The 23,737-nt window shown below is 72.2% G+C and carries 20 protein-coding genes; 12 read left to right on the top strand and 8 right to left on the bottom strand.

Features of this window, described 5'->3' with window-relative positions; all coding sequences use genetic code 11:
- Positions 1-120: 120 nt before the first annotated feature.
- Complete coding sequence (gene dacB / locus ACZ7MF_RS31585) at positions 121-1,476, top strand: D-alanyl-D-alanine carboxypeptidase/D-alanyl-D-alanine endopeptidase (protein WP_471481675.1); 1,356 nt, start codon at positions 121-123, stop codon at positions 1,474-1,476.
- A 65-nt stretch (positions 1,477-1,541) separates the two neighbouring features.
- Here dacB and ACZ7MF_RS31580 read toward each other — a convergent pair whose 3' ends face one another.
- On the bottom strand, positions 1,542-1,985 hold the full coding sequence (locus ACZ7MF_RS31580; RefSeq protein ID WP_471481674.1) for an ATP-binding protein: 444 nt from the start codon (positions 1,983-1,985) through the stop codon (positions 1,542-1,544).
- An 85-nt stretch (positions 1,986-2,070) separates the two neighbouring features.
- On the opposite strand from ACZ7MF_RS31580, the gene ACZ7MF_RS31575 reads away from it, so the two are divergent.
- The gene (locus tag ACZ7MF_RS31575; RefSeq protein WP_471481673.1) at positions 2,071-2,889 is read left to right on the top strand and encodes a helix-turn-helix domain-containing protein; all 819 of its coding nucleotides are present in this window, start codon (positions 2,071-2,073) and stop codon (positions 2,887-2,889) included.
- Entirely contained in the window at positions 2,886-3,071 is a 186-nt protein-coding gene (locus ACZ7MF_RS31570) for a DUF397 domain-containing protein (RefSeq protein ID WP_471481672.1), read from the top strand. The genes ACZ7MF_RS31575 and ACZ7MF_RS31570 overlap by 4 nt, the downstream gene beginning before the upstream one ends.
- Here ACZ7MF_RS31570 and ACZ7MF_RS31565 read toward each other — a convergent pair.
- The gene (locus tag ACZ7MF_RS31565) at positions 3,016-4,533 is read right to left on the bottom strand and encodes a carboxylesterase/lipase family protein (protein WP_471481671.1); all 1,518 of its coding nucleotides are present in this window, start codon (positions 4,531-4,533) and stop codon (positions 3,016-3,018) included. The genes ACZ7MF_RS31570 and ACZ7MF_RS31565 overlap by 56 nt on opposite strands.
- 142 nt (positions 4,534-4,675) lie before the next feature.
- Here ACZ7MF_RS31565 and ACZ7MF_RS31560 point away from each other — a divergent pair, with 142 nt between their 5' ends.
- Entirely contained in the window at positions 4,676-4,990 is a 315-nt protein-coding gene (locus ACZ7MF_RS31560; RefSeq protein ID WP_471481670.1) for an STAS domain-containing protein, read from the top strand.
- 34 nt (positions 4,991-5,024) lie between these two features.
- Here ACZ7MF_RS31560 and ACZ7MF_RS31555 read toward each other — a convergent pair whose 3' ends face one another.
- Genes ACZ7MF_RS31555 through ACZ7MF_RS31545 form a run of 3 tightly spaced genes read right to left on the bottom strand, consistent with a single transcriptional unit; the run spans position 5,025 to position 11,236 of the window.
- Positions 5,025-6,281, bottom strand: a complete 1,257-nt coding sequence (locus ACZ7MF_RS31555) for an alginate lyase family protein (RefSeq protein ID WP_471481669.1) — start codon at positions 6,279-6,281, stop codon at positions 5,025-5,027.
- A gap of 48 nt (positions 6,282-6,329) precedes the next feature.
- Positions 6,330-9,686: an alginate lyase family protein gene (locus ACZ7MF_RS31550; protein WP_471481668.1), complete on the bottom strand. Its 3,357-nt coding sequence runs from the start codon at positions 9,684-9,686 to the stop codon at positions 6,330-6,332.
- Positions 9,683-11,236, bottom strand: a complete 1,554-nt coding sequence (locus tag ACZ7MF_RS31545) for a glycosyl hydrolase family 28 protein (RefSeq protein ID WP_471481667.1) — start codon at positions 11,234-11,236, stop codon at positions 9,683-9,685. Before ACZ7MF_RS31545 ends, ACZ7MF_RS31550 begins: the two co-directional genes overlap by 4 nt.
- A gap of 245 nt (positions 11,237-11,481) precedes the next feature.
- On the opposite strand from ACZ7MF_RS31545, the gene ACZ7MF_RS31540 reads away from it, so the two are divergent.
- From ACZ7MF_RS31540 to ACZ7MF_RS31510, 7 genes are all read left to right on the top strand, one after another.
- The gene (locus tag ACZ7MF_RS31540; RefSeq protein ID WP_471481666.1) at positions 11,482-12,495 is read left to right on the top strand and encodes a hydroxyacid dehydrogenase; all 1,014 of its coding nucleotides are present in this window, start codon (positions 11,482-11,484) and stop codon (positions 12,493-12,495) included.
- A 121-nt stretch (positions 12,496-12,616) separates the two neighbouring features.
- Positions 12,617-13,714 (top strand): LacI family DNA-binding transcriptional regulator, encoded by a 1,098-nt coding sequence (locus tag ACZ7MF_RS31535; protein WP_356856915.1) that lies wholly within the window; start codon positions 12,617-12,619, stop codon positions 13,712-13,714.
- A 305-nt stretch (positions 13,715-14,019) separates the two neighbouring features.
- Positions 14,020-15,351, top strand: coding sequence for an ABC transporter substrate-binding protein (locus ACZ7MF_RS31530; protein WP_471481665.1), 1,332 nt, complete (start codon positions 14,020-14,022; stop codon positions 15,349-15,351).
- Positions 15,352-15,356: 5 nt separating this feature from the next.
- The gene (locus ACZ7MF_RS31525; protein ID WP_471481664.1) at positions 15,357-16,241 is read left to right on the top strand and encodes a carbohydrate ABC transporter permease; all 885 of its coding nucleotides are present in this window, start codon (positions 15,357-15,359) and stop codon (positions 16,239-16,241) included.
- The gene (locus tag ACZ7MF_RS31520; RefSeq protein ID WP_356856921.1) at positions 16,241-17,164 is read left to right on the top strand and encodes a carbohydrate ABC transporter permease; all 924 of its coding nucleotides are present in this window, start codon (positions 16,241-16,243) and stop codon (positions 17,162-17,164) included. Before ACZ7MF_RS31525 ends, ACZ7MF_RS31520 begins: the two co-directional genes overlap by 1 nt.
- Positions 17,161-19,179 (top strand): glycoside hydrolase family 43 protein, encoded by a 2,019-nt coding sequence (locus ACZ7MF_RS31515; RefSeq protein WP_471481663.1) that lies wholly within the window; start codon positions 17,161-17,163, stop codon positions 19,177-19,179. The genes ACZ7MF_RS31520 and ACZ7MF_RS31515 overlap by 4 nt, the downstream gene beginning before the upstream one ends.
- 125 nt (positions 19,180-19,304) lie before the next feature.
- The gene (locus tag ACZ7MF_RS31510; protein ID WP_471481662.1) at positions 19,305-20,366 is read left to right on the top strand and encodes a LacI family DNA-binding transcriptional regulator; all 1,062 of its coding nucleotides are present in this window, start codon (positions 19,305-19,307) and stop codon (positions 20,364-20,366) included.
- Between the two features lie 22 nt (positions 20,367-20,388).
- Here the strand turns inward: ACZ7MF_RS31510 and ACZ7MF_RS31505 are convergent, their stop codons facing one another.
- Positions 20,389-21,057, bottom strand: coding sequence for a hypothetical protein (locus tag ACZ7MF_RS31505; protein ID WP_471481661.1), 669 nt, complete (start codon positions 21,055-21,057; stop codon positions 20,389-20,391).
- Between the two features lie 40 nt (positions 21,058-21,097).
- Positions 21,098-21,991: a LysR family transcriptional regulator gene (locus ACZ7MF_RS31500; RefSeq protein ID WP_471481660.1), complete on the bottom strand. Its 894-nt coding sequence runs from the start codon at positions 21,989-21,991 to the stop codon at positions 21,098-21,100.
- Between the two features lie 73 nt (positions 21,992-22,064).
- Between ACZ7MF_RS31500 and ACZ7MF_RS31495 the strand changes: the two genes are divergently transcribed.
- Complete coding sequence (locus tag ACZ7MF_RS31495; protein ID WP_471481659.1) at positions 22,065-23,348, top strand: MFS transporter; 1,284 nt, start codon at positions 22,065-22,067, stop codon at positions 23,346-23,348.
- Here ACZ7MF_RS31495 and ACZ7MF_RS31490 read toward each other — a convergent pair.
- Entirely contained in the window at positions 23,311-23,640 is a 330-nt protein-coding gene (locus ACZ7MF_RS31490) for a hypothetical protein (RefSeq protein ID WP_471481658.1), read from the bottom strand. The two genes, ACZ7MF_RS31495 and ACZ7MF_RS31490, sit on opposite strands and share 38 nt — an antisense overlap.
- Positions 23,641-23,737: the final 97 nt, after the last annotated feature.

Here is a 23,737-nt window from a genome sequence, read left to right as displayed (position 1 = left end):
TTCGGTCGCAAGATATTCACACTCCGTCAATTTGCCTCCCGGCCCTTCATATGACGGCTGGTAGCGTGCCCAACGCTTCACCCCCACAGAACGAAGTAACCGATCTTTGGATTTCACTTCATGACTGGTACGCCAGAGGAAACCCCCACGAACACCTTCGCCCCCGGCGGACGGCGCAGGCACCGCAGGGCGAGAGTGAGCCGCGTCGGCGCACGCCGGGCCCTCGTGCTCGCGATGGCCGTGCCCGTGGCCTCCGCCACGCTGGCCGGGACCTCGGCCTTCGCCGCCGACGACAACACCCCGCGACCGCAGGGCATCTCGGTCGACGACCTCGCCGCCGACGACGCGCAGCTGGTCAAGAACCTCAACGAGCGCCTCGCCGACGAGCGTCTGGGCACCGACGTCAGCGGCGTCGTGCTCGACGCCGACTCGGACACCGCCCTGTGGGACCACAACGGCTCCACCGCCCTCATGCCGGCCTCCAACGCCAAGCTCGCCACGGCCACCACGGCCCTGACGCTGCTGGGCGCGAACCACGAGTTCACCACCAAGGTCGTGTACGGCGAGGGCACCCTCACCCTCGTCGGCGGCGGTGACCGCACCCTCACGAGCGACGACGTCGCCGAGCTGGCCAGGACCGCCGCCGACGGCCTCAAGGCGGCCGGCCGGACCGACGTCCAGGTCCGGGTGGACGACAGCCTGTTCGCCGAGCCGAGCCTGGCCGAGGGCTGGAACGAGGGCTACTACCCCACCGAGATCGCACCGGTCCGTTCACTCGTCGTCGACGGCGCCGCCGTCCAGGACACCTCGATCGACGCGGGCAAGGTCTTCGCGCAGAAGCTCGCCGCGCAGGGCATCACCGTCGACGGCGAGGTCAGCCGTACGACGGCCAAGCAGTCCGACGTACCGGTGGCGCAGCACAAGTCGGCGCCGCTGTCGGACGTCGTCAAGAAGATGCTCAAGACCAGCGACAACAACATCGCCGAGACCCTGCTCCGCATGACGGCCGTGGAGCTGGGCAAGCCGGGCACCTTCGAGGCCGGCACCGCGCTGGTCCGCCAGGCGCTCAGCTCGTACGGCATCTCCCTCGACAACTTCGAGATGCACGACGGCAGCGGCCTCTCCCGCGCCGACCGCATCCCGGCCGCGACCCTCGCGCAGCTCCTCGACGCGATCACGGAGTCCCCCGCCCTGGGCTCGATCCTGGAGGGCCTGCCGATCGCGGGCGAGGCCGGGGCCAGCCTGGGCCCGGAGTGGGGACGCTTCGACGACCCCAACTCCGAGTGCGCCGTCGGCAAGGTGCACGCCAAGACCGGCACGCTCACCGGTGCCATCGCGCTGAGCGGTGTCACGCGGACCGACGACGGCGACTGGCGGATCTTCTCCTTCATCGAGAACAACTCGACGGCCGACCCCAGCGACATCAAGGACGCCATGGACGGCCTCGCCGCGACCGTGAACGGCTGCTGGGCCTGACGCGTCGCACCTGACGGAGCGTGGAGATCCGGTGAAGGCCCCCGAGGGCAGACGGGCGTGCCCCGTCAGTCCACCCGTGCGGCACACTCGAACCACACGACCTTGCCGGGCTCCCGCTCCGTCACACCCCACTTGTCCGCCAGCTCCGACATCAGCAGCAGCCCGCGCCCGCCCTCGTCCGACTCGCCGGGGTCCAGCGGTACGGCCGGTACACCGTCCCCGCTGTCGTGGACCTCGACGCGTACGCCGTCCCCGCAGGGCAGCAGCCACAGCCGCAGCAGAAAGCCCCGGCCCGGCGGCACGCCGTGCACCAGGGCGTTGGTCGCCAGTTCGCTGACGCACAGCACCACGTCGTCCGCGCGCCCGCGCACACCCCAGTCGGCGAGCGCCTCCCTCGCGAACGCCCGCGCGGCGGGGACGGACCGGCGCTCCCGGCGGTAGAGGCGTTCACGTGGGGACGAGGGTGGAGTTTCACTGTTCACGTGACGAGGGTCACGCTCCGTGGTCATGATGGGACAGTGCGCATGGCCGTACAGCCGGGCTGTACGGGTGCGCGTTGGTGAACGTACGCGCGTGGGTGGGGAGTTCGACCTCATGAGCACGACGACACGGAGGAACGCCTCCGCGATGAAGATGGTGGGCGCGCTGGTCGCCCTCTACCGGCAGGCGGCGGGGCACACCCAACGGTCCCTGGGCGAGCGCTTCGTCATCGGCGAGCAGCAGATCGCCTCGATCGAACAGGGCCGCCGCCCACTGAAACCGGATCTCGCCGAGCAGCTCGACGAACTCCTGGGGACCAAGGGGGCGTTGTCGGTTGCCTTGAGCAAAATGCCAGAGGTCGACCTCGTGCCGCTCTGGGCGGAGGAATACCTGGATCGGGAGAAGGAAGCGATCGCCATCTCCGTCTACGCGAGTCTGGCCGTACCTGGGCAGCTCCAGACCGAGGAGTACGCCCGCGCCGTCTTCCGCAGTCGGGTGCCTGTCTACGCTGCGGACGAGATCGAGCAGTTGGCGGCACGGCGTATGGAGCGCCAGGAGATCCTGCACCGCAAGGTGCCGCCCACCACCAGCTTCGTCATCTGGGAAGCGGTACTGAGGGACCACCTGGGGGGTCGGGATGTCCACACGCAGCAGGTGCGGAAGCTGCGCGAGTGTGCGGATGTGCCGGGCATCACCCTCCAGATCATGCCGCTCGGCCGCACCTCGCACGCGGGACTGGACGGCCCCTTCGTCCTCTTGGAAACACCCGACTACCAGCGGCTCGCGTATATGGAAACGCACCGTGGCAGCCAGCTGATCGCTGATCCGGACGGGGTGGGAATCCTCACTCAGAAGTATGCGATGCTGCGGACGCAGGCCCTCAACACCGAGGATACGAAGGACCTGTTGGACCGTCTCCTGGGAGAAGCATGAGTAGCGGCACCGCGCTTGAGTGGTTCAAGTCGAGTTACAGCGGCAGCGAAGGCGGCGAGTGCGTCGAGGTCGCCCAAGAAGGCACCGCCATCCACATCCGCGACTCCAAAGCCCCGCAGGGACACGTCACCGTCGGACCAGGCGCCTGGGGCGCGTTCCTCGGGGCGTACGAGGCGAGCTGACGTCGGCCTTCCACAGGTCGTACTCGGCGTCCAGCGGGCCGTGGGCCGTACGCGGGTCGCCGTCTCCGAAGACCCGCACGGGGTGGGTGGCGTCCCAGGACTCCCAGCCGGGGTCTCCGGACTCGGCGAACCGCACCCACACCCCGTGCATGGCGTCGGCCAGGGCCTGCGGCGCGCCCTCGCCCGCGAGCCTGCGTGCGTCGGGACCGTCGCCGGAGTCGAAGACGAAGCCCAGTTCCAGGGCGTGGCAGGCGCCGAGGTCGGGGAGGTTGGACGGCCAGGCGAACTCGTAGAGGTGCGAGGAGCCGGGCCGCGCGTCGGCCACGCGGTGCATCGGGATGCGGAGCAGGTGGTCGGTGACGAGCTGGCCCACGGTCTCGGCGGCCCCCGCGTCGGGGCGCAGCGTGCGGTAGCCGCGGACCACCTCGTTGCCGCAGTGGCAACGGGCGCGGGCTCCCGCGAGGGCCACCGCGCCGAGTCGGTCGACGCGTTCGACGAGGCCGCCGGGGACCAGCCAGAGCCGGTACTCGTCGCGGGTCCAGCCCATCATGAGGTCGACGCCCGGTGCCACGTCGCCGTCGAGGAGCGCCTGCAGCGGGTCGCGGGGCAGTACGTCGCCGTCGACGACGAGGCCGAAGCCGGGGCCGCCGAGTACGGGGCTGCTGAAGCGGCCGACCTCGGCCTGGGCGCGCAGCAGCTGGTCGCGGTCGGCGGTGGCGAAGGCCTCGGCGGTGGCGGGGATCTTCAGGCGGGAGGCCATGCGACGGACCATGCGCCGTACCTTGTCGCGGTCGGTGGCCTCGGGTGCGCCGCTCTGGAGCACGGCCCGCCGGAACAGTCCCTGGGCCCGGGGTGCGGCGAGGAGCGCGCCGGTGCTGATGGCACCCGCGGACTGACCGGCGACGGTGACCCGGTCGGGGTCGCCGCCGAAGGCCGCGATGTTGTCCCGCACCCACTGGAGGGCGGCGATCTGGTCGCGCAGGCCGGCGTTGGCGGGGGCGTCGGGGAACAGTCCGTAGCCCTCCACACCCAGTCGGTAGTTGATCGACACGCAGACGACGCCGTCGCGCGCGAAGGTGTGGCCGTCGTAGACCGGTACGGCGGAGGAGCCCCTGGTCAGGGCGCCGCCGTGCAGCCAGACGAGGACCGGCAGGCGGGCGCCGGGGCCGGGTTCGGGGGTCCAGACGTTGAGGTTGAGGCAGTCGTCGCCGGGGATCGCCGGGTCGGAGAGGTAGCGGGCGAAGGCCTCGGAGTACGGCGGTTTCGGGGCGGTGGGGCCGAAGGACCCCGCGTCTCGGACGCCGTCCCAGGGCTCGGGGGGTACGGGCGGGCGGAACCGGCGCGGTCCGAAGGGGGGCGCCGCGTAGGGGATGCCCCGGAAGACGGCGACTCCGTGCTCGTACCTGCCGCGTACCGCGCCGTGGACCGTCCCGACCACGGGGTTCGTCTGGCCTGACCGCATGCGCCCACCAGCCCTTCGCCGCACTCTCGTACCGCTCAAGGCATAGCGCCACGTGACCGGGGATCTATTCCGGGAGGCCCCCGTCGCCACGGCTGGGGGACAATGGAGACCACGCACGCGATGCGCGACCGAGGAGGCTGCCGTGACGGACGCACCCGTAAGGATCGCCGAGGCCGACGGGCAGCACGCGGTGCTGGCCTTCTCCGGGGACCTGGACGCGCCCGCCCTGGGCGTGCTGGAGGAGCTGCTCCTCGATCCGCGGCTGCGGGAGCCGGGATCGTGGACCCTGGACATGACCGGTCTGGACCATATCGATTTGGCCTGCGCCTACGCGCTGCTGCGGACGGTGACCCGCACGCCGGAGCCGGTCGCCCTCACCGTGCGGGGTGCCCGCCCGGCCGTCCACCGGACGCTGCGGCAGGCCGGGCTGGACACGGTGGCGGCCTTCACGGCGTAGTGGCGCCGTCACCCTCCGCCAGGGTGCCGGTGCGTCACTTCGCGTACATCAGGGTGCCGAAGCCGAGCTGGTCGAAGCCGCCGCTGTTGGAGCCGTAGTCGCCGCCCCCGCCCTCGGGGCGGACGCTCTCCGCCATCGCCCTGATGTAGGGCACGTCCATACCGCGTCGGCGGCCGTAGTGGTACCAGAGGGTGTCCCACACCGGCCTGGCCTGGCCCCGGCTCGCCGCCGAGACGACGGTCTGGGACCGCTGGGCGCAGTTCTGGCCGGTGCCCCAGGTGTACGTGGTGAAGGGGACGTCCTGGCCCAGGTTGTACTTGGCGACGTACTGGGCGGCCTTCATGAACCGGTTGTCGTCGTAGCCGTACAGGTCGTCGCCCTGGGACCAGGCCGTCTCGCAGAAGGCGCCCATCAGGCCCATGCCCATCACGGTGTGCCCCTGGTCGCGGCCGGACTCCTGCCACTGGCCGAGCGCGTAGCCGTCGGCGTCGTGGAGGAAGGGGACGGCGTGCCGGACGGAGCCGTTCCCGGCGCCGTTCTTGAAGTAGTCGACCGCTTGGTCGTACTTCGCGGCGTCGTCGCAGAGGATGCCGATCGCGAGGATCGAGTTCATGGTGCACAGGTCCCAGTTCGCCCAGTAGTTCGTGATGCAGGCGTCGTTGTGCTCGTTCAGGAACCGGTTGTTGAGCGGGTAGAAGACGTTCAGCATCATCTCCTTGAAGCGGTCGAGGTCGAAGCCGGGGTGGTCGCGCAGGAGTTCGGCGGCGTTGGCGAACTGGTAGCCGTAGATCCCGGCCGCGAGATAGCGGTCGGCGTTGCCGGTTACCTCGGTGAGCGTGGACGACCAGGCGTTGAGGATGCGGACGGCGCAGTCGCCGTTGGCGGCGGTGCCGGCGATCTTCCAGCGCAGGGCGTTCTGGTAGGCGGCGTGGATGTCGTTGTAGAGCAGGGTGTAGTTCTGGCCGGTGCCGCCGCGGACGACCGTGGCCTGGGGTCGGGGGGTCCAGGTGGCGGCGGAGTGTCCGTTGGCGGTCAGCCGGTTCCAGCCGGAGAGCCACGGGTCGTCGCCCGCGGCGACCCGCACCTTGGCGCGGTTGAGTTCGCCGTAGGCGTGCAGCATGCCCGGGTGGGTGAAGGCGGCCGGTGCCGCCCCGGCCTCGTTGCCGGTGAGGGCCGTGGCGGAGGCGCCGACCGCGACGGCGGCGGTGAGACCGCCGGCGGCCTTCAGCAGACCGCGGCGGCTCGGCTCCGGCATTCTGCCGGGGCGCCGGTGGGGGGAGGTGCGGCTCATGGTGGGTCTCCGTTCCGTGGGGTGGAACTGTCAACAGGGGCTGCTGGGTCAGCTCGGGGTGACGCTCACCCCGTCGAACCTTGTGGTGCAGCGGGCCAGCGGGCTGCGGGAGCAGACGACCAGGCCCACGTGGTAGGGGGCGTCTCCGAACCCGGGGACCTCGCCGGAGGCGAGCGTGGTCCAGGTGGCGCCGTCGTCGGTGGAGGCGTGGGCGGTGAAGGTGGTGCCGGTACGGGCGAGGCGGAGCAGGCAGGGGGTCGTGACCGCGGCGCCGCCGGTGAAGGACGACTTTCCGGCCACCGTCGGACGGAGCATCAACTGGGCCTGCGTGCCGCCGGTGACGATCGCCCCGGCCGCCTGGTCGAACGGCGACAGGGACTTGGTCATCAGCAGGCCCACCCGGTCGGCGGAAGCGCCGGTACGGGAGACCAGCCGGGCGGTGACCTCGCAGTCGCCGGTGACGGTGCGCCGTACGAACTGGCCGGTCATGCCCTGGTTGTTGACGTTCAGGTCCGTGCCCGCGCCGCGCACCACGAAGGTCCCGTCCTCGTGGGAGGTGCTGCCGGGTGTGCGGACGGCGGCCACGCCCAGGGTCGCGTGGGCGCGGTCGTCCCGGATGACGTCGCCCAGGTCGCCGTAGGTCCAGGGGGCGGGCGGCGGCGTCGTGACGGTGAGGCGGAGGACGGCCGCTCCGGTGCCGGTCGCGTTGGCCGCCGTCGTGCGGAGCGTGAACGCGCCGGTGGTGGTGGGGGTGCCGGTGATCAGGCCGGTGCGTGGGTCGAGGCGCAGGCCGTCGGGGAGACCGGTGGCGGTGAACCGTACCGGCTCGTGCGCGGCGCGCAGGAGGTGCTGGAAGGGGACGCCCGTGGTGGCGAACGCGTCGGCCGGAGAGGTGAGTCGGGGCGTCGCCGGGTGCGGCATGCGGGCGGACGCCGGTGCGGAGCGCGGGCCGCGTCCGGCGCGGTTGGTCTTCGCGAGGGCGTAGTGGTAGGTCGTCCCGGGCCTGCCGGTCGGGTCGCTGTACCGCACCCGGGTGCCGAAGCCGACGGGACCGACGTCGTGGGCGATCGGCCGGAAGGGGCCGTCGGCGGCCGGGGCGCGCAGCACGGTGAACCGGGCGGCGGGGTCCGGGTCGGTCCAGGCCAGTTCGACGGCGTCGGCACCGGTGGTGGCGTGGGGGCCGCCCGGGGCGCGGGCGGGCCGGGGCACCGACCAGACCTCGCCGCCGGTCGTGGACCGGACGGTGACGTTGTCGAAGGCGCCGGTGCCGGTTTCGGCGTACTCCTCGTCGACGCCCAGGCAGGAGGTGAGGACGAGACCGGCGTACGCGGTGCGGCCGAGGTCGACCTCGGTGCTGCCGACCTCGGTCCAGTGGACGCCGTCCGGGGAGATCGCCCCGGTGCAGCGGCGGCCCCTGCGGGTGAGGCGGACCCAGTAGGGTGCCCGCAGCCGGTAGCCGTCGCCCGCGCCCTCGACGTACGGGGCCTCGATGGGTGTCGCCGACTCGGGCAGCGCGCCGAGGTCGGAGATCGGGAAGGACGCGTCGACCGTGATCGCGCGCTGTTGGGCCGGCGGTACGGGTGTCGCGCCGGTCGCGGAGACGGCGGCGCCGGTTCTCGGGCGTACGGTCCATACACCGCTCCAGGTGTGCAGGGGCAGGCCCTGGATCAGCATCGAGGCGTGCGGGGCGGCCGGGTCGAGCGAGTCGCGGAGGGTGACGCCGGTCTTGGCGTACTGCGAGCTGAGCGGGAACACGATCCGGGCGGTGACGGTGCCGTCTCCGCGCAGCGGCAGGTGGACGAGCCGGTAGGTGTCGGCGGTGCCGCTCGCCTCCAGGAAGAAGCGCTCGCCGTCGAAGGCGGCGGAGCCGGGGATCCGCGCGTCGCCGAGGTCGCGGGAGGACCAGGGGGCCGGAAGACCGGCCGTCGCGGCGGCGGGGGCCGAGTCGGGGCCGGTGCCGTGGTCGCCCGAGGCGGTGACCGTGTAGTAGTACGTCCGCCCGGGGTGACGGCGCACGCCGGAGTCCGTGTACGACGCTTCGGTCAGTCCGGCGGCGATCTCCTGGTAGGGGCCCTCGGGGCGGCCGGCCCGGCGGACGGTGTACGTCGACGCCCAGGCGGACGGCAACCAGGCGACGCCGATCGCGCCGTCGGCGCCCACCGCGGTGACGCCTGCGGGAGCCGCGGGAGCGGTAGGTGCCGGGGGCCTGGCTCCGGCGTAGGCGAGGGTGCCGAAGCCGGGCAGGTCGTCGTTGGCGCCCTCGACGGCGCGGGTGCCGTCGGCGCCGCGGAAGACGGCGGCCCTCGTGTGCGGGGCGTCGAGGCCGCGGACACCGGCGTAGTGGGCGTAGTACATCTCGTAGGCCGGGGGCAGGTTGCCGCGGGCCTTGGCGGAGACGGTCGTCTTGAGGTACTTGCCGGTGCGGTCGAGGTCGGGGGTGAACGGGGCGTCGTCGCCGAGGTTGTAGCGGGCGGCGTACTCGGCGTTGGCGAGGATGCGGTTGCCGTCGAAGCCCCACAGGTCGACGCCCTGGTTCCAGGCGACCTGGGCGGCGTCGCCCGTCAGGCCGACGGCCAGCTGCTCGTGGCCCTGGTCGCGGCCGGACTCCTGGCCCTGGCCGGTGGCGGAGACGACGCGGTGCGGGACGCTGCCGTTGCCCGCGCCGGCGGCGGCGAAGCGCAGGGCGTCCTCGAAGAGGGTGCGTTCCTCGCAGAAGACGCCGATGGCCAGGATCGACTGGACGGCCGTCAGGTCCCAGTTGCCGTTGGCGTAGAGCATGTAGCCGGAGACCGCGGGGTACCAGACGTCCAGGAAGGACCGCTCACAGCGGGCGAGGTCCGCGTCCGCCCAGCCGTCGTAGCCGCTGTGGCGCAGGAGTTCGGCCGCGTTGACGAACTTGAAGGCCTGGAGTCCGGCGCCGAGCGGCCCGTCGGCGCCGGTGATCGTCGTCAGGGACGCGGACCAGGCGTCGAGGATGTCGCGGGCCTTGTCCGCGTGCGCCCGCAGGCCGGTGACGCACCACATCAGGGCGTTCTGGTAGGCGGCGGCCGAGTCGGCGACGGCCTCGTTCATGTGGTCGCCGGGGCCGCGCCCCCAGGAGGTGACCTGCCCGGTGTTGCGGATGGTGTACGTCGCCTGCGAGCGGGCGTGGGCCGCGAAGGCGAGGTAGCCGTCGTGGACGGGGGCCTCGTGGGCGGCGACGGCGGACTTCATGCGGGCGAGGTCCTCGGCGGTGTGCAGCAGGCCGGGGTGGGTGAAGGGGCACGGGGAGCCGGGGAGGGTCCGGCTCTCCCCGCCCGCGGCCCGGGCCGGTCCCGGTGCGAGCAGTCCGCTCGCACCGGACGTCAGCAGCAGGGTCGCGGCGCCGCCGAGGAAGCCGCGGCGGCTGGTCGCCGGGATGCTCATGACGCGGCGGCCGCCTCTGCCTCGGCGGTGGTGAGGAACCTCAGGTTCGTCACGTGCTCGTTGGCGTGCATGGGCACGAAGTCGGTGGTGAGGTACCAGCCCGGTTTGCGCATCGAGTCGGCGATGACCTGGCCGTTGACGACGAGGTTCTCGAACGTGACGTCCTTGACCGGGTGGTCGGCGTCGTAGCCGAGCAGCATGCAGGTCGCGAGGGGTTTGCCGGTGTAGGAGAGGTCCTTGACGTAGACGTTCTCGATGCCGCGGCCGACCGAGGTGTTGTACTTCGTGTTGTACATGACCCGCATGTGGATGAGCTGGCCCCAGCGGAAGTCCTCGACGCGGACGCCGTCGACCTTCACGTTCCTGATCAGGTTGCTGTCGCCGGTGTTGAGGGCGATGCAGCCCTGGTAACCCATCTGGGGTTCGCGGTGGTCGCAGATGTCGAGGTTCTGGAAGAGGAGGTTCTCCAGGACCTCGGGGTGGTCGGTGTTGCCGTGCGTGCCCACGTTGACGGGGTGGGCGACGTCGGCCCAGAGGGTGGAGTCGCGCACGGTGATGTTTCTCGTGTCGCCGTAGTACTCCCAGCGGTGGGTGTAGATGGCGACGCAGTCGTCGGAGTTGCGCATGAAGACGCCGTCGATCGTGACGTGGCTGCTGGAGAAGACGTCGATGCCGTCGCCCCAGCCCTTGGAGCTGAAGGCCGCCATGTCCGTGATGGAGACGTGGGCGGACTGGCCGACCTGGACGGCGTAGCCGTTGGGGTTGAGCATGGTGACGCCGTCGATGGAGATGTCGGTCGAGCCCTCGACGAGGACGCCGCCCGCCGTGGTCCCGGCGAGCAGGCCACGGCCGGCGAGCCGGGCGTCCCGGACGTCCTTGAAGCGGACGGTCGCCTTGAGGACGGCGCCGCCGTGGAGGTAGACGGTCTTGCCGGAGGGCACGTCGAGGTAGCCGTCGGGAGTGGTGTGGACGCCGGGGCCGAAGTGGAGGACGTCGGGGTCGTCCTCCTTCGGCCGCCTCCTCTCGGTCTCGCGGGCGAACAGGTGGAGGCAGTCGAAGAGGTCGTCGTTGATCTGGACGACGATCTTCCGCGGCCGGTCCAGCGTGAAACGGAGCGTGTCGGCGCGCACTTCGGGGGTGATGCCGTACGAGTCCGGCCGCACCCGCACCTTCCGCACGCCGCCCTTGATGTACGTCACCTCGACCTCGACCTCGCCGGAGAAGTCGAAGTGGGCGAGGGAGGAGTCGAACTGCTTCTTGCTGCCGGTGGTGGGGTTGATCTCGGCGAGAGTCGGCCGGTACACGCCGAGCGTCTGCCAACGGCCGCCGGGTGTACGGACCTTGACGGTGAAGCTGTCGGTCTTGACCGGGGCGCCGGCCGGCACGGGATGGGTCACCAGCCGGGGCCGGGCACCCGAGGGCTCCGCGGCGCCGGCCGTAGTGGCCGTGACCTGGGAGAGACCGGCGGCGAGGGCGGTGGCACCGGCCGCCCGGAGAGCGGTGCGGCGGGACAGGGACCGTGACGGGGACGGGGACGGGGACGGGGGCATGGCACTCCTCGCGGGGAAGACGGACCGATGGCCGGCAGGTATGTAGTAAGCGGTTACCGATCGGTGCGCCAGAGCTTGTTCCCGTACGCCCCGGACGTCAAGGGGCCGGGCAACTTTCGAAAACACTGGCCGCTCCGTCCCACCTCATCGTCGCTCCCCGGGCGATTGACCGGCCGTTCACGCCGGACCTACGGTAGAAGGCGCTTTCAGAAAACGTTTCCCACACCTCCCGCCTCAGGAGAGCCATGCCCAGTGCCCGCCCGCCGAGGACCGTGTTCGCGATGGACCCGGTGCACCTCCCCCTGCTCTTTCCCCCGCCCCTCATGGCTCGGCTGACCGCGGCCGCCGACCTCGATCCCGCCGTCGTCGTACGGGACTTCGCCGACCCGGCCGTCGCGGACGCCCTCGCCCGTGCCGAGGTACTGGTCACCGGCTGGGGCTGCCCCCGCCTGAACGACGGGCTCCTCGTCACCGCCCCCCGGCTGCGCAGCGTCCTGCACGCGGCGGGCTCGGTCCGCTCCCTGGTCGGCGAGGCCCTGTGGGAGCGCGGCATCACCGTCTCCAGCGCGGTGACCGCGAACGCCCTGCCCGTGGCGGAGTACACCCTGGCGATGATCCTGCTCGCCGGGAAGGACACCTTCACCCACCGCGAACGCTTCCGCGTCACGCACGCCTATCCGCCCCTCGCCGAGACGGCCGCCACCGGCAACGTCGGCCGCCGGATCGGCGTCATCGGCGCCTCCCGGGTGGGCCGCCGGCTCCTGGAACTGCTCCGCCCGTTCGACTTCACCGTGCTGCTCCACGACCCGTACGTCACTCCCGCCGAGGCCGCCGCGCTGGGCGCCGAGTCGCTCCCCCTCGACGAGCTGCTGCGACGCAGCGACGTCGTGACGCTGCACGCCCCCGACATCCCCGAGACCTACCGCATGCTCGACCGGGGGCGGCTCGCCCTCGTCCGGGACGGCGGCGTCCTGATCAACACCTCGCGGGGCGCCCTGGTCGACCCCGAGGCGCTCACCGACGAGCTGGTCTCGGGCCGCCTGCACGCGATCCTCGACGTCACCGAGCCCGAGCCGCTGCCCGCGGGCTCCGCGCTCTACCGGCTGCCCAACGTCGTCCTCACCCCGCACATCGCCGGTTCGCAGGGCACCGAGCTGGAGCGGCTCGGCCGGATCGTCGTCGAGGAGCTGGAACGCCTGGTCACGGGCCTGCCACCGCGGCACCAGGTACGCCACGCCGACCTGGCCCGGGTGGCCTGATGTGCCGTGCCCCCGCGACCGGGAACACCGTGACGACGATGGGATACGGTTTCCGCAGCCGCGCCGGGCGGTACCGGAGCCGCGGACGCGACCGGGCCGTCACCACGAAGGAGTCGCAACGGTGAGTCAGCGCAAGGCGACCGGCGAGGCCGGCCGGGCGACCATCCGCGACGTGGCAGAACGTGCCGGTGTCTCCGTGGCCAGCGTCTCGCGGGTGCTGTCCGGCAACTACCCGGTCTCCGAAGAGCTGCGCCGCCGGGTGATGAAGGTCGTCCGGGACCTGGACTACGTCACCAACGCCCACGCCCGCTCCCTCGCCGGCGGCGGCACCCCGACGGTCGCCATCCTCATCAACAACATCACCGGCGCCGCCTTCGCCCATGTCGCCAAGGGTGTGGAGGGCGCCGCCACCCTGCGGGGCTGGCTCTCCCTGGTCGGCACCACCGGCGACGACCCGGAGCGGGAGCTGGCGCTGGTCAACGCGATGCGCCAGCAGGGCGTGGCCGCGGTGGTACTGCTCGGCGGCGCCTACGACTACGACGAGTACCAGCTGCGCATGGCCCGCTTCGCCCGCTCCCTGGACGCGGCCGGCTCGCACCTGGTGCTGGTGGGCAGGCCCCCGCTGGAGGGGGACATCCCGGCCACGACGGTCGACTACGACAACGAGGGCGGCGCCTACGCGATGGCCAGCCACCTCCTGTCGGCCGGGCACCGCAAGGTCCTGGTACTGCCGGGACCCGCCGAACTGACCACCGCCCAGGGCAGGCTGCGCGGCGCCCGGCGGGCCTTCGAGGCCTACGGGGTGCCGTTCGAGGCGGGGATGGTGCGCCACGGGCCGTACGACTACGAGCACGGGTACGAGGCCGTCATGGACACTCTGCGCGACGGGCGGGAGTTCACGGCGGTGCTGGCCGGCACCGACGTGGTCGCCGCGGGCGCCGCGCAGGCGTTGCGCGCGGCCGGTCTGCGGGTGCCCGAGGACGTGTCGATCGTGGGGTACGACGACATTCCGCTGGCCTCCCAGCTCACCCCGCAGCTGACCACCGTGCACGTGCCCTACGAGGAGATGGGCCGGGTCGCGCTGCGCGCCGTGGCCGACCGGCGCGAGGCAGGCGCGGGACGGCGGCGCGGCGGCGAGGGCGAGCACCTGGTGCTGGGCACCCATGTCGTCGTCCGCAACTCGGTACAACCGCCGGCCCGGCGTCGGCGACGCGGCTAGCGCGCGTTACGTAAACGTTTTCTGCAATCAATCACCGGCAATCGCCGCACACCTCTTGCGATCCGGGTTTCGCTGGGCCTAACGTCCCAGCAACCGCTTACTACAGCTTCTGCTTCAGCTTCTGCTCAGCCGGTCGTCCGTAGCCGCGTGCCGATGTCCCGCCGGCCGCCGTAGCCCCATTCCCCCCGTTTCCCCCTGTTCCCCTCCGTTTCCTCCCGTTCTCCGGCTCCCCGTCGTGCGCCGACGGCCGTCGAGCCGCCCCCTCACCGTTCCGAGAACGCCCGATTCCGAAGGATCACGGTCACATGAAGCTCACCTCTCCCCGGAGCAGACTCGCCTCCGCCGCCGTCGCCGGTGTCGCGCTGGCGGGCCTGCTCTCCGCCTGCGGCGGCTCGGACTCTTCGGACGACGGGGCCTCCGGCCCGGTCACCCTCCCCTTCTGGGGCTGGGCGAACGGCCAGGAAGCGGTCGTGAAGGCCTTCAACGCCTCGCACAAGGACGTACAGCTGAAGTACACGAAGGTCACCGACCAGCTGACCATGCAGAAGCAGCTGACCAACGCGGTCAAGGCGGGCAACGCGCCCTGCCTGGTGCAGAACACCGCCGAGTACGTGACCAGTTGGGTCTCCCAGGGAGCGCTGGCCGACATCACCGAGTACGTCGGGGCCGACAAGGAGAGGTTCAACGCCGGCTCGTGGGCGAGCGCACAGGTGCAGGGCAAGCTGTACGGCGTTCCCACCAGCTCCTCGCCGAACTTCACGATCTACCGCACCGACGTCTTCGACAAGTACGGCATCGAACCCCCGGCGACCTGGGCCGACTTCGTCACCGCGGGCAAGGAACTGAAGAAGCACGGCATCGAGATCACCAACTTCGCCGGTGAGGACCCGAGCACCCTGGAGGTGCTGGCCATGCAGGCCGGGGCGCACTGGTACGCCATCGACGGCGACGCCTGGAAGGTCGACTTCCAGGACGAGAGCACCCTGAAGGCCGCGAAGGTGATCCAGGAGATCATCGACAACGACCTCAACTCCACGATGTCCTTCGCCGACTACGCGGCCGTGCAGCGCACCTACGACAGCGGCTCCACCGCGACCCGGCAGATCTCCACCTGGCAGATGGCCGGCATGGTGCAGAACTTCTCCAAGTCCTTCGGCAAGTGGGCCCTCTCCCCCTGGCCCGCCTTCCGGGGCGAGGCGCCCAAGACGCCCGCGGGCACCAACCTGACCGGCAGCGTCACCCTGGTGACGAAGGAGTGCGAGCACACGCGGCAGGCGGCCGAGGCGGCGCTGTGGATGTCCACGGACCCGGGCGCCGTCAAGACGATGGCCAGCCCGGAGACCGGCAACGGCGTGATGCCGGCGCTGGCCGACAGTGACGCGTACGTGGGCGAGTCGATCTCCCGAAAGCTGCTGGGGGCGAACTACGGGCCCGCTCAGAAGGTCGTCACCGACAGCCTGGGCACCGTCACCACCGACTGGGCCTTCGGGCCCAACTGGACCGCGATGTTCACCGAGTTGCAGGCGGGCTGGGCGAAGGTGGTCAGCAAGGAGCAGAAGGTGACCGATCTGCTGGCCCACATGCAGAAGTGGACGGTCGACGACCTGAAGTCCCGCGGCATCAACGTCAAGGGCTGAACACCATGATCCGCTCCCTGCGCTGGAAGGGGGCCGCCTTCACGGTCCCCTTCCAGCTCGGCTTCGCCTTCCTGTACCTGCTGCCGATCGGCTACGCCGTCCACCAGTCGCTGTTCGTGGAACAGCAGTCCGGCCTCGGACTCGGGGGCTCGACCACCGAGTTCGCCGGACTCGACAACTACACGCAGGGCCTGACCGACTCGGCGTTCATGACCTCCATCCTGCGGGTGGTGCTGTTCGCCTGCGTCCAGATCCCGGTGATGCTGCTCGTCAGCCTGGTGCTGGCGCTGTTCCTGGACGCGCTGGCCGCACGGGTGGCCGGCCGGTTCCGGATCCTGCTGCTGGTGCCGTACATGATTCCCGGGGTGGTCGCGGCCATCGTGTGGGTCAACCTGTACAGCCCGGACGTCGGCCCGCTGACGCCGATCGGTGACCTCTTCGGCCTGGACCTGAACTTCTTCGCGCCGTCGATGGTGTGGCCGTCCATCGGCAACCTGCTGACCTGGCACGGCATCGGCTACAACATGGTGATCATCTACTCGGCGCTCCAGGGCGTGCCCCGCGAGCTGTTCGAGGCGGCCCGGCTGGACGGCGCCTCCGAGATCCGGATCGCCCGCAGCATCAAGATCCCCTACGTGCGCGGGGCTCTGGTCCTGACGGGTCTGCTGTCGATCATCCAGATGCTGCAGATCTTCAACGAACCCGCGCTCTTCAGGAACGTCACCCCCCAGACGGTCAGCGACAGCTTCACGCCGATCATGATCATCTACAACCAGGCGTTCAACGCCGGCAACTACCACTACGCCGCCGCCCTGTCGGTGCTGCTCGCGCTGATCCTCGGCGCGGCCTCCTTCCTCTTCTACCGGTTCACCTCGAAGGAGGCCGACTGATGGTGCTGACCGACGACCGCAAGGGCACGTCGCGGCGGCCGGCCGTCCGGGGTGTGCGGCGCCTGCCCCGGCCGGACGCGGCCTCCCGCGGACGGGGCGGACAGCGCTTCGTGCTCCTCGGGCTGGTCATGGCGAGTGTCTACAGCCTGTTCCCGGTGTGGTGGCTGCTGGTCGCCGCGACCAAGGACCGCACGGGGCTCTACCAGAGCAACGGCCTGTGGTTCTCCGGGATGCACCTGTGGGACAACCTGGAGCAGCTGTTCACCTACGAGGACGGCATCTTCCTGCGCTGGACGGCCAACTCGCTGCTGTACGCGGGCGTCGGCTCGCTCGGCGGCACGCTGATCGCGCTGGCCACGGGATACGGTCTGGCCCGGTTCGACTTCCCGGGCCGCGGCGCGGTGTTCGCGTGCGTGGTGGGCTCCTTCCTGATCCCGATCGCCCTGCTCACGCTCCCGCTGTATCTGCTGTTCTCGCGCATCGGCCTGGTCGACACCCCGTGGGCGATGCTGATCCCGTGCCTGATCAATCCGTTCAGCGTCTATCTGGCCAAGGTGTACACCGAGGCGACCATCCCCTTCGAACTGCTGGAGGCGGCGCGCATCGACGGCGCGGGTGAGCTGCGGATCTTCTTCAGCATCGTGCTGCGGATGATGACGACGGGCGGCGCGACGGTGTTCCTGCTCGCCTTCGTCAACACCTGGAACGCCTTCTTCCTGCCGCTGACCGTGCTGCGCGGCGAGGAGAACTGGACGCTCAACATCGGCCTGTACAACTGGTCGGGCAAGCGCCTGGAGTCGGGCGTGGACCTGACGAGCCTGGTGCTGACCGGCGCGCTGCTGTCCATCGTCCCGATGGCCGTCATGATGGTGGCCATGCGCCGCTACTGGCGTTCGGGGGTCACGCTGGGAGCCCTCAAGTGACGGTGCTGCGCAACCCGGTGATCAGGGGGTTCGCCCCCGATCCCGCGCTGGTGCGGGCCGGGGACTGGTACTACGTGGCCACCAGCTCCTTCGAGTGGTTCCCGACGATCCCGATCCACCGCTCCCGGGACCTGGCCCACTGGGAGTACGCGGGCCACGTGGAGGGCTCGGCGCCCGGCGGTTCGCTGGCCGGGGTGCCCGACTCGGGCGGCGTCTGGGCGCCGTCGCTGAGCTGGGACGGGGAGCGGTTCTGGGTGGTGTACGCCGTCGTCCGTTCGGTGGGGACGCCGTACTTCGACCTGGACACGTACGTCTGCACGGCGCCGGAGGTCTCGGGGCCGTGGACGGCGCCGCGGCGGGTGGCGAGCCACGGTTTCGATCCGGCCCTCTTCCACGAGGACGGCCGGCTGTGGCTGCTGAACCTGCAGAACGACCACCGCCCGGGCGGCCGGCGTTTCGCCGGGATCGTCATGACCGAGCTGGACCGACGGACGCTCGCACCGGTGGGCGGCACCCGCCTGCTGCTCCAGCACGACCGGCTCGTCGAGGGGCCGAAGCTGCTGCGGCGCGGCGACCGCTACTACCTGGTGCTCGCGGAGGGCGGCACGGGCTTCGAGCACGGGGTGCGGGTGGCCCGGGCCCCCGCGCGGGCCGGCCCGTACGAACTCGACGACCGGCCGCTGCTGACCAGCCGGGACGACCCCTCACTGGCGTTGCAGAAGGCCGGGCACGGGGAGTTGGTGGAGACACCCGGCGGTCACTGGGTCCTCGGTCACCTCGCCGCCCGCCCGCTCACCACCCCGCACGGCCCGCGCTGCACCCTCGGCCGCGAGACCGCCGTCCAGTGGGTGACCTGGGACGACGACGGCTGGCCCCGGCTGCGCCAGGGCGGCACACATCCCGAGGTGGAGGTCGAGCTCCCGACACCCACCGCCCCGGGACCGCCCACTCCCCCGGCGAACACACCGCCCGGGTCCGACGCACCAGCACCCGCCGCCCCGGGACCGCCCGACACACCGCCCGGCACAGACACGCACACGCACACCGCCCCGGGAACACCGACTCCCCCGACCGACATACCGCCCGAGGCCAACGCACCAACACCCACCACCCCACGACCACCCACTCCGCCGACCGACACACCGCCCGGCATCGACACGCCCACGCGCACCACCCCGGGACCGCCCACTCGCCCGACGGACACACCGCCCGCATCCGACGCACCAACACCCACCGACCTGCGACCGCCCACCCCGCCGACCCACACGCCGTTCGAGGCCGACGCACCAACACCCGCCGCCCCGCGACCGCCCACTCCCCCGACGGCCACGCCGTCCCGGGCCGAGATCCCGACGCGCACCGCGCCGCAGCCGCCGGCTGTCCCGACGGGCGTGTTGTCCTGGCCGTGGAGCACCCTGCGCGAGCCGCCCGACCCCTCCTGGGCCGACGCGACGACCCGGCCGGGACGCATTCGGCTGCGCGGTCGGCACGGGCCCGAGTCCCGGTGGGCCTACAGCCTGCTGGCCCAGCGCCTCACCGAGCACCGGGCGGAGGCTCACGTCACCGTCCTCGCCCGGCCGCGCAGCTTCACCCAGGCGGCGGGGCTCGTGCTCCGGTACGACGCGGAGGCGTACCTCGCGCTCGACCTGACCTGGGCGGAAGATGCCGGTGAGGGGCAGCGTGGCCAGCAGTGGCGGGGCGGCGGCCGTACGGTGCTGAGTCTCGTCGACCGGGCCGGGGACGGAGCACGCCGGGTGGCCCTGGTGGACGCGGCCCCGGGCGTGCCGCTGACCCTCGGGGTGACGGTCGATCACGCGGACGCCCGTTTCTGGTACCTCCGGGACGGTGCGCGTACCCCGGTCGGCCCGGTGCTGGACTTCAGTCGGCTCTCCGACGACCACGGCGACCGGCTGCGCTTCACCGGCGCGATGGCGGGCATCCATGCCGTGGACCTGGTCGACGGGGCGTTCACGGCGGAGTTCACCGGCTTCCGGCTGACCTGCACTCCGTCCTGAACACCCCCGCGTCCCCGGCCCGCCCGACCCCCCCACTCCCCGCTCTTCCCGCCGTGACACGGCGAACCTAGGATAGGAAGCGCTTTCTATCCCGGGCCCGGACGGGCCGGAGAGGTGGTCGACCGATGGCCCGTACGGCGAGTGAGAGCACGTCGGCCGGGCCGACGCTGGCGGTGGTGGCCCGGGCGGCGGGAGTCTCGGTGCCGACCGCGTCCAAGGTGGTCAACGGGCGCGAGGACGTGGCCCCCGAGACCCGGCGCCGCGTCGCGGAGGCGCTGGACCGCCTCGGCTACGTCCGCCGCCCGCGTTTCGACACCGCACGGGCGCCCCGGCTGGTCGACCTCGTCGTGCACTCCCTGGAGAGCTCCTGGTCGGGCGCGGTACTGCACGGCGTGGAGGAGGCGGCGTACGACGCGGGTCTCGAGGTCGTGGTCTCGGCGGACCTGAACCGGCCCCGCTCCGGGTCCCCCGAGGAGCCCCGGCCCGAGGGCGGCCTGCTCGACCGGATCGCCGTACGCGGCACCTCGGGGGTCCTGTTCAACCTGGCCGAGTTGACCGCCGCCCAGTACGCCTGGCTGGCGCGGCACCGCATCCCCTTCGTGCTGATCGACCCGGCCGTGGAACCACCGCCCGGCGTGGTCTCCGTGGGCGCGGCGAACTGGCGGGGCGGGGTGACGGCGACCGAGCATCTGCTGGCCCTCGGCCACGAACGCATCGCCGTCGTCGCCGGCCGGCGGCGCAGGCAGTGCAGCGGCGCACGGGTCGCCGGGTACCGATCCGCACTCGCCGCGGCGGGAGTGCGCCACCGTCCCGAGTACGTCCGCCACGCCGGCTTCGACCGGGCCACGGCCCGCCGCCGCATGCGCGAACTGCTGGACCTGCCCACCCCTCCGACGTCGGTGTTCGTCTGCTCGGACGCGATGGCTCTCGGCGTCTACGAAGCGCTGGCCGAGCGGGGCCTGACCGTGCCCCGGGACGTGAGCGTGGTCGGTTTCGACGATCTGCCCGAGGCGCGCTGGGCCACTCCCGCGCTGACCACGGTCCGCCAGCCCCTGTCGGAAATGGCGGCCACCGCGCTGCGCCTGCTGTTGCGCATGATGGACGGCCACCACCCGGAGAGCACCCGCACGGAACTCTCGACCCGCTTGGTGCGACGGGCGAGCACGGCACCGCCGAGCCTCGCCTAGAGCCTGCGTTCCGCGGACCGGGTCAGCCGCCCACGTCCACGTGGTTGTCGGGCGCTCCGTCGCCGAACGGGGGCAGGTCGCCGCGCTCGACCGGCGTGGCGGGCGCGGGGTCGACGGAGGGCAGGAGACGGTCGGTCTCGGCCGCGTCGGGACGGTGGGCGGCGAGGGCGGCGGCGCGCAGGACGTCGCGCGGCACGGCGTCCGTCTCGGCGGAGACGCGTACGACGTGACCGTCCTCGGGCAGGGCGTACTCGTGGCGTCCGGCACCCGTGCGGTACCAGGCCCTGCCGTCGCGCTCGCAGGTGGTGTGCTCGCCGGACATGTCGCCGACGGGCTGCCCGGGGCAGGTGTCGGCGGTGATCGTGCCCCGGTCGACGGCGAGGCGCAGCAGCGCGTTCGTCTCGCCGGAGACCCAGGTGGCGGAGAAGCCTTCGTCGCCGAGGACGCCGACGGACTGCTGGGCGAGGGTGAAACCGGGGGCCTCGGTGACGTAGACCAGTTCGGGGGCCACACCCATCGCCTGGGCGCGGACCCGGAGTTCGTCCGCGCCCGTGTCAGGGGCTGCCGCGGCCGGGGCGGCCGCCGAGGGGGAACCGGGCGCACCGGCCGCGTCGGCCTTCTCGGAACCACAGGCGGTGAGCAGCAGCGGGGCCAGCAGCAGCACCGGCAGGACGCGCACGTGACGAATCATGCGGCCATCCTGCCGTACAGGTGTTCCACGGTACGTGCGCTCAGCTCGTCTCGGCCGTGCCCGGTGCCTCGGGGCCGTCTCCGAGGACCCGCTCGGCGATGCCCGGCAGCGATTCGGTCAGGAAGGCGGGCCGGGGTGGCCGGGTGAGCAGGGAGAGCGTGACCTGGCCCGGTACCGGGGAGGGCAGGAGCCGGTCTCCGGCGCGGGCCCACCAGCGGGCGGCCAGGAGCGGCACCAGCGCCGGGGTCCGGCGGTGGCGGGCGATGCGGAGCGTGGCCTCGATAGTGGGGCCGCGCCGTGGGGCGGCGCCGAGTGCGGAGAGCCTGGCCCGGACCGTCTCGCCGAACAGGTCGATCGTGGAGTACAGCACGGTCCGGCCCGCCAACGGCCGCTTGCCCGCGCGCGGGGAAGCCGCCCCCTCGGGCAGGAACAGGATCAGCGGCGAGATTCCGAGGAGGGTGCCCTGCACACCTCGGGGCAGGTTCGTCTGCTCGGCGATCGTGATGACCGCGGCGTCCAGCAGACCGTCGTGGACCTGCTGGACCAGCGCCGGTCCGTGGTCGATCCCGGGGTGGACCGTCACCCCGGGCAGTTCGGCGTCCAGGGCGGTGAACACGATCGGGGAGAGGGCCTGGATCGTGCCCACGGCCAGGGAGGGGGCGTCGGTGGCCGCGAGGACCTGGTCGGGCAGCGCGTCCAGCTCGGCCAGCAGGCGGGCGGCCCGACGGGCCAGTTCCCTTCCGGCCGGGGTGGGCCGGGCGCCCGTGGTGTCGCGCTCGAACAGGCGGGTCCCCAGCCTGCGTTCCAGGGCCGACAGGCGGCGGGACGCCGAAGGCTGGGTGGTGAGCAGTTCCTTGGCGGCCGCACCGACCGAGCCGTGGCGGGCGACCGCCTCGGTCAGCGTCAGGTCCTCGACGCTCAGGCGGGGGGTCATGCCCGCAGTGTATGAGCAGGGCGCGTCAAGCGCTCCCTACCTGCCGTGACGCCCCCCGCGCAAGATCGGGGACATGAGAAGAGGACCTCTGCTGCTGTTGACCGCGATCACGTTCGTGACCTGGATCGGGACCCGTATGACCGCGGTCGCCCTGCCCCTGGTGGCGCTGGCCGAGACCGGCGGGGCCTGGGCCACCGGGCTGGTCGGCGGGACGGCCGGACTGCCCCTGCTGACGGTGGGCTGGTGGGGCCGGGGGCTGCGGGAGCGGCTGACCTCCGGGCGGGCCCTGGCGGGGGTGATGGCCGTGAACGCCGCCGGTCTGGCGGTGGTTCCGGTGGCGGCCCTGGCCGGGCAGATCGGCGCGGTCACGCTGTGTGTCTCCGGCCTGGTGACCGGGGCGGCGGGCGCGTTGCTGGGACCCGCGGAACGGGCCCTGGTGGCCGACCTCGCCGACGGGTACGTGGCCCGGGGCGGCAGGGCGGGGCCGGCCCGCTGGCTGGCCTGGCAGGACCTCGCGCACCGGGTGTCGATGATCTTCGCGCCGCCCGCCGGGGCCTGGCTCGTCGTCGCCTGGGGGGTGCGGCCCCTGCTGTGGTGCGAGAGCGTCGTCGTCGCGCTGGCGGCCGGGGCGATGCTCGCGGTGCCCGCCGCCCGGCGGCACGAGCAGGCACCGTCGGGCGGGACGACCGCGTCAGTCTCCGCGCTGGACGTCCTGCGGTCTCGCCCTCAGGTCGCCGCGGGGGTGCTCATGGCCGGAGTCGGCGGGGTCTGCTGGTTCGGGTTCACTCTGGGCCTGGCCGTGCTCGGCGTTGAGCACGGCCGTCCCGGCGTGCTGATCGCTGCCGGGGTGAGCGGGTACGGGATCGCCTCCGTGGTCGCCTCGCTGCTGGTCCCGCTGGTCATCGACCGCTTGCCCCGACCGCCGCTGATGGTGTTCTCCTGGGTCGCGCTCGGGGCCACCTTCGTCCTGCTGCCCCGGGCGGCGCCGAGCGTGGCGGGCGTCTTCGCGCTGGCCGCCGTAGCCGGGGCGGCCACGCCGTGGGGGATCGCGGCGCTGAACACGCTGATCAGTGAGCAGACCGCCGGGGCCGAACGCAGGGCGGCGTTCACCATGGAGACCGTCCTGCATTCGGGCGGGGCCTCACTGGGCCTGCTCGTCGGCGGCGCTCTCATCGGGTGGGCCGGGGCCGGGCCGGTCCTCGTCGTGACCGGCTGCGCACAGGTCCTGGCCGGGGTGGCGGGGGCGCTGTGGCTGCACGGGGCGGCCGCGTCGGACCGGACGACCGGGAAGGCCCGGCCCCCGGTTCAGTCCTCGGAGCCTAAGGCTGGTGGGCGGCGGCGTCCTTCGTCAGTCTGACGGCCTGGCGCAGGCTGAGACCGGGGGCCGCCTCGCGCAGCGTCTTGACGGCGCGGACGGAGTCGACGGGCCCCTCGTGACCGGCCGCGGCGAGGCGTTCGTGGACCCAGCGGGCGTACAGCTCCGCGTCGGGGGCCGCGGCGGCCTGCGCGACCAGGGCCGCGGCGCGCTCCAGTCCGGGCCGTTCTTCGGGCGTCGCCTCGGCGAGCGCCTGGCGGATGCCGTGAGCGACGACGTCCGTGTCGCGCAGGACGAGGACGTTGAGTTCCGGTGGGGCGAGTCGTCCGAACATGCAGCCATGATCGGCTCGATGCCCGGTGTCGTTCAACGGACTTGAGGAGGTTCTGAGCCGCGGGATCGGCAGTCGGCGTCCGTTTTCTTCAAGACGG

It is taken from the genome of Streptomyces sp. NPDC111628, assembly GCF_055635195.1.
The sequence above is the reverse complement of the archived record's forward strand: the minus strand, read 5'-3'. Positions and strand labels throughout refer to the sequence as shown.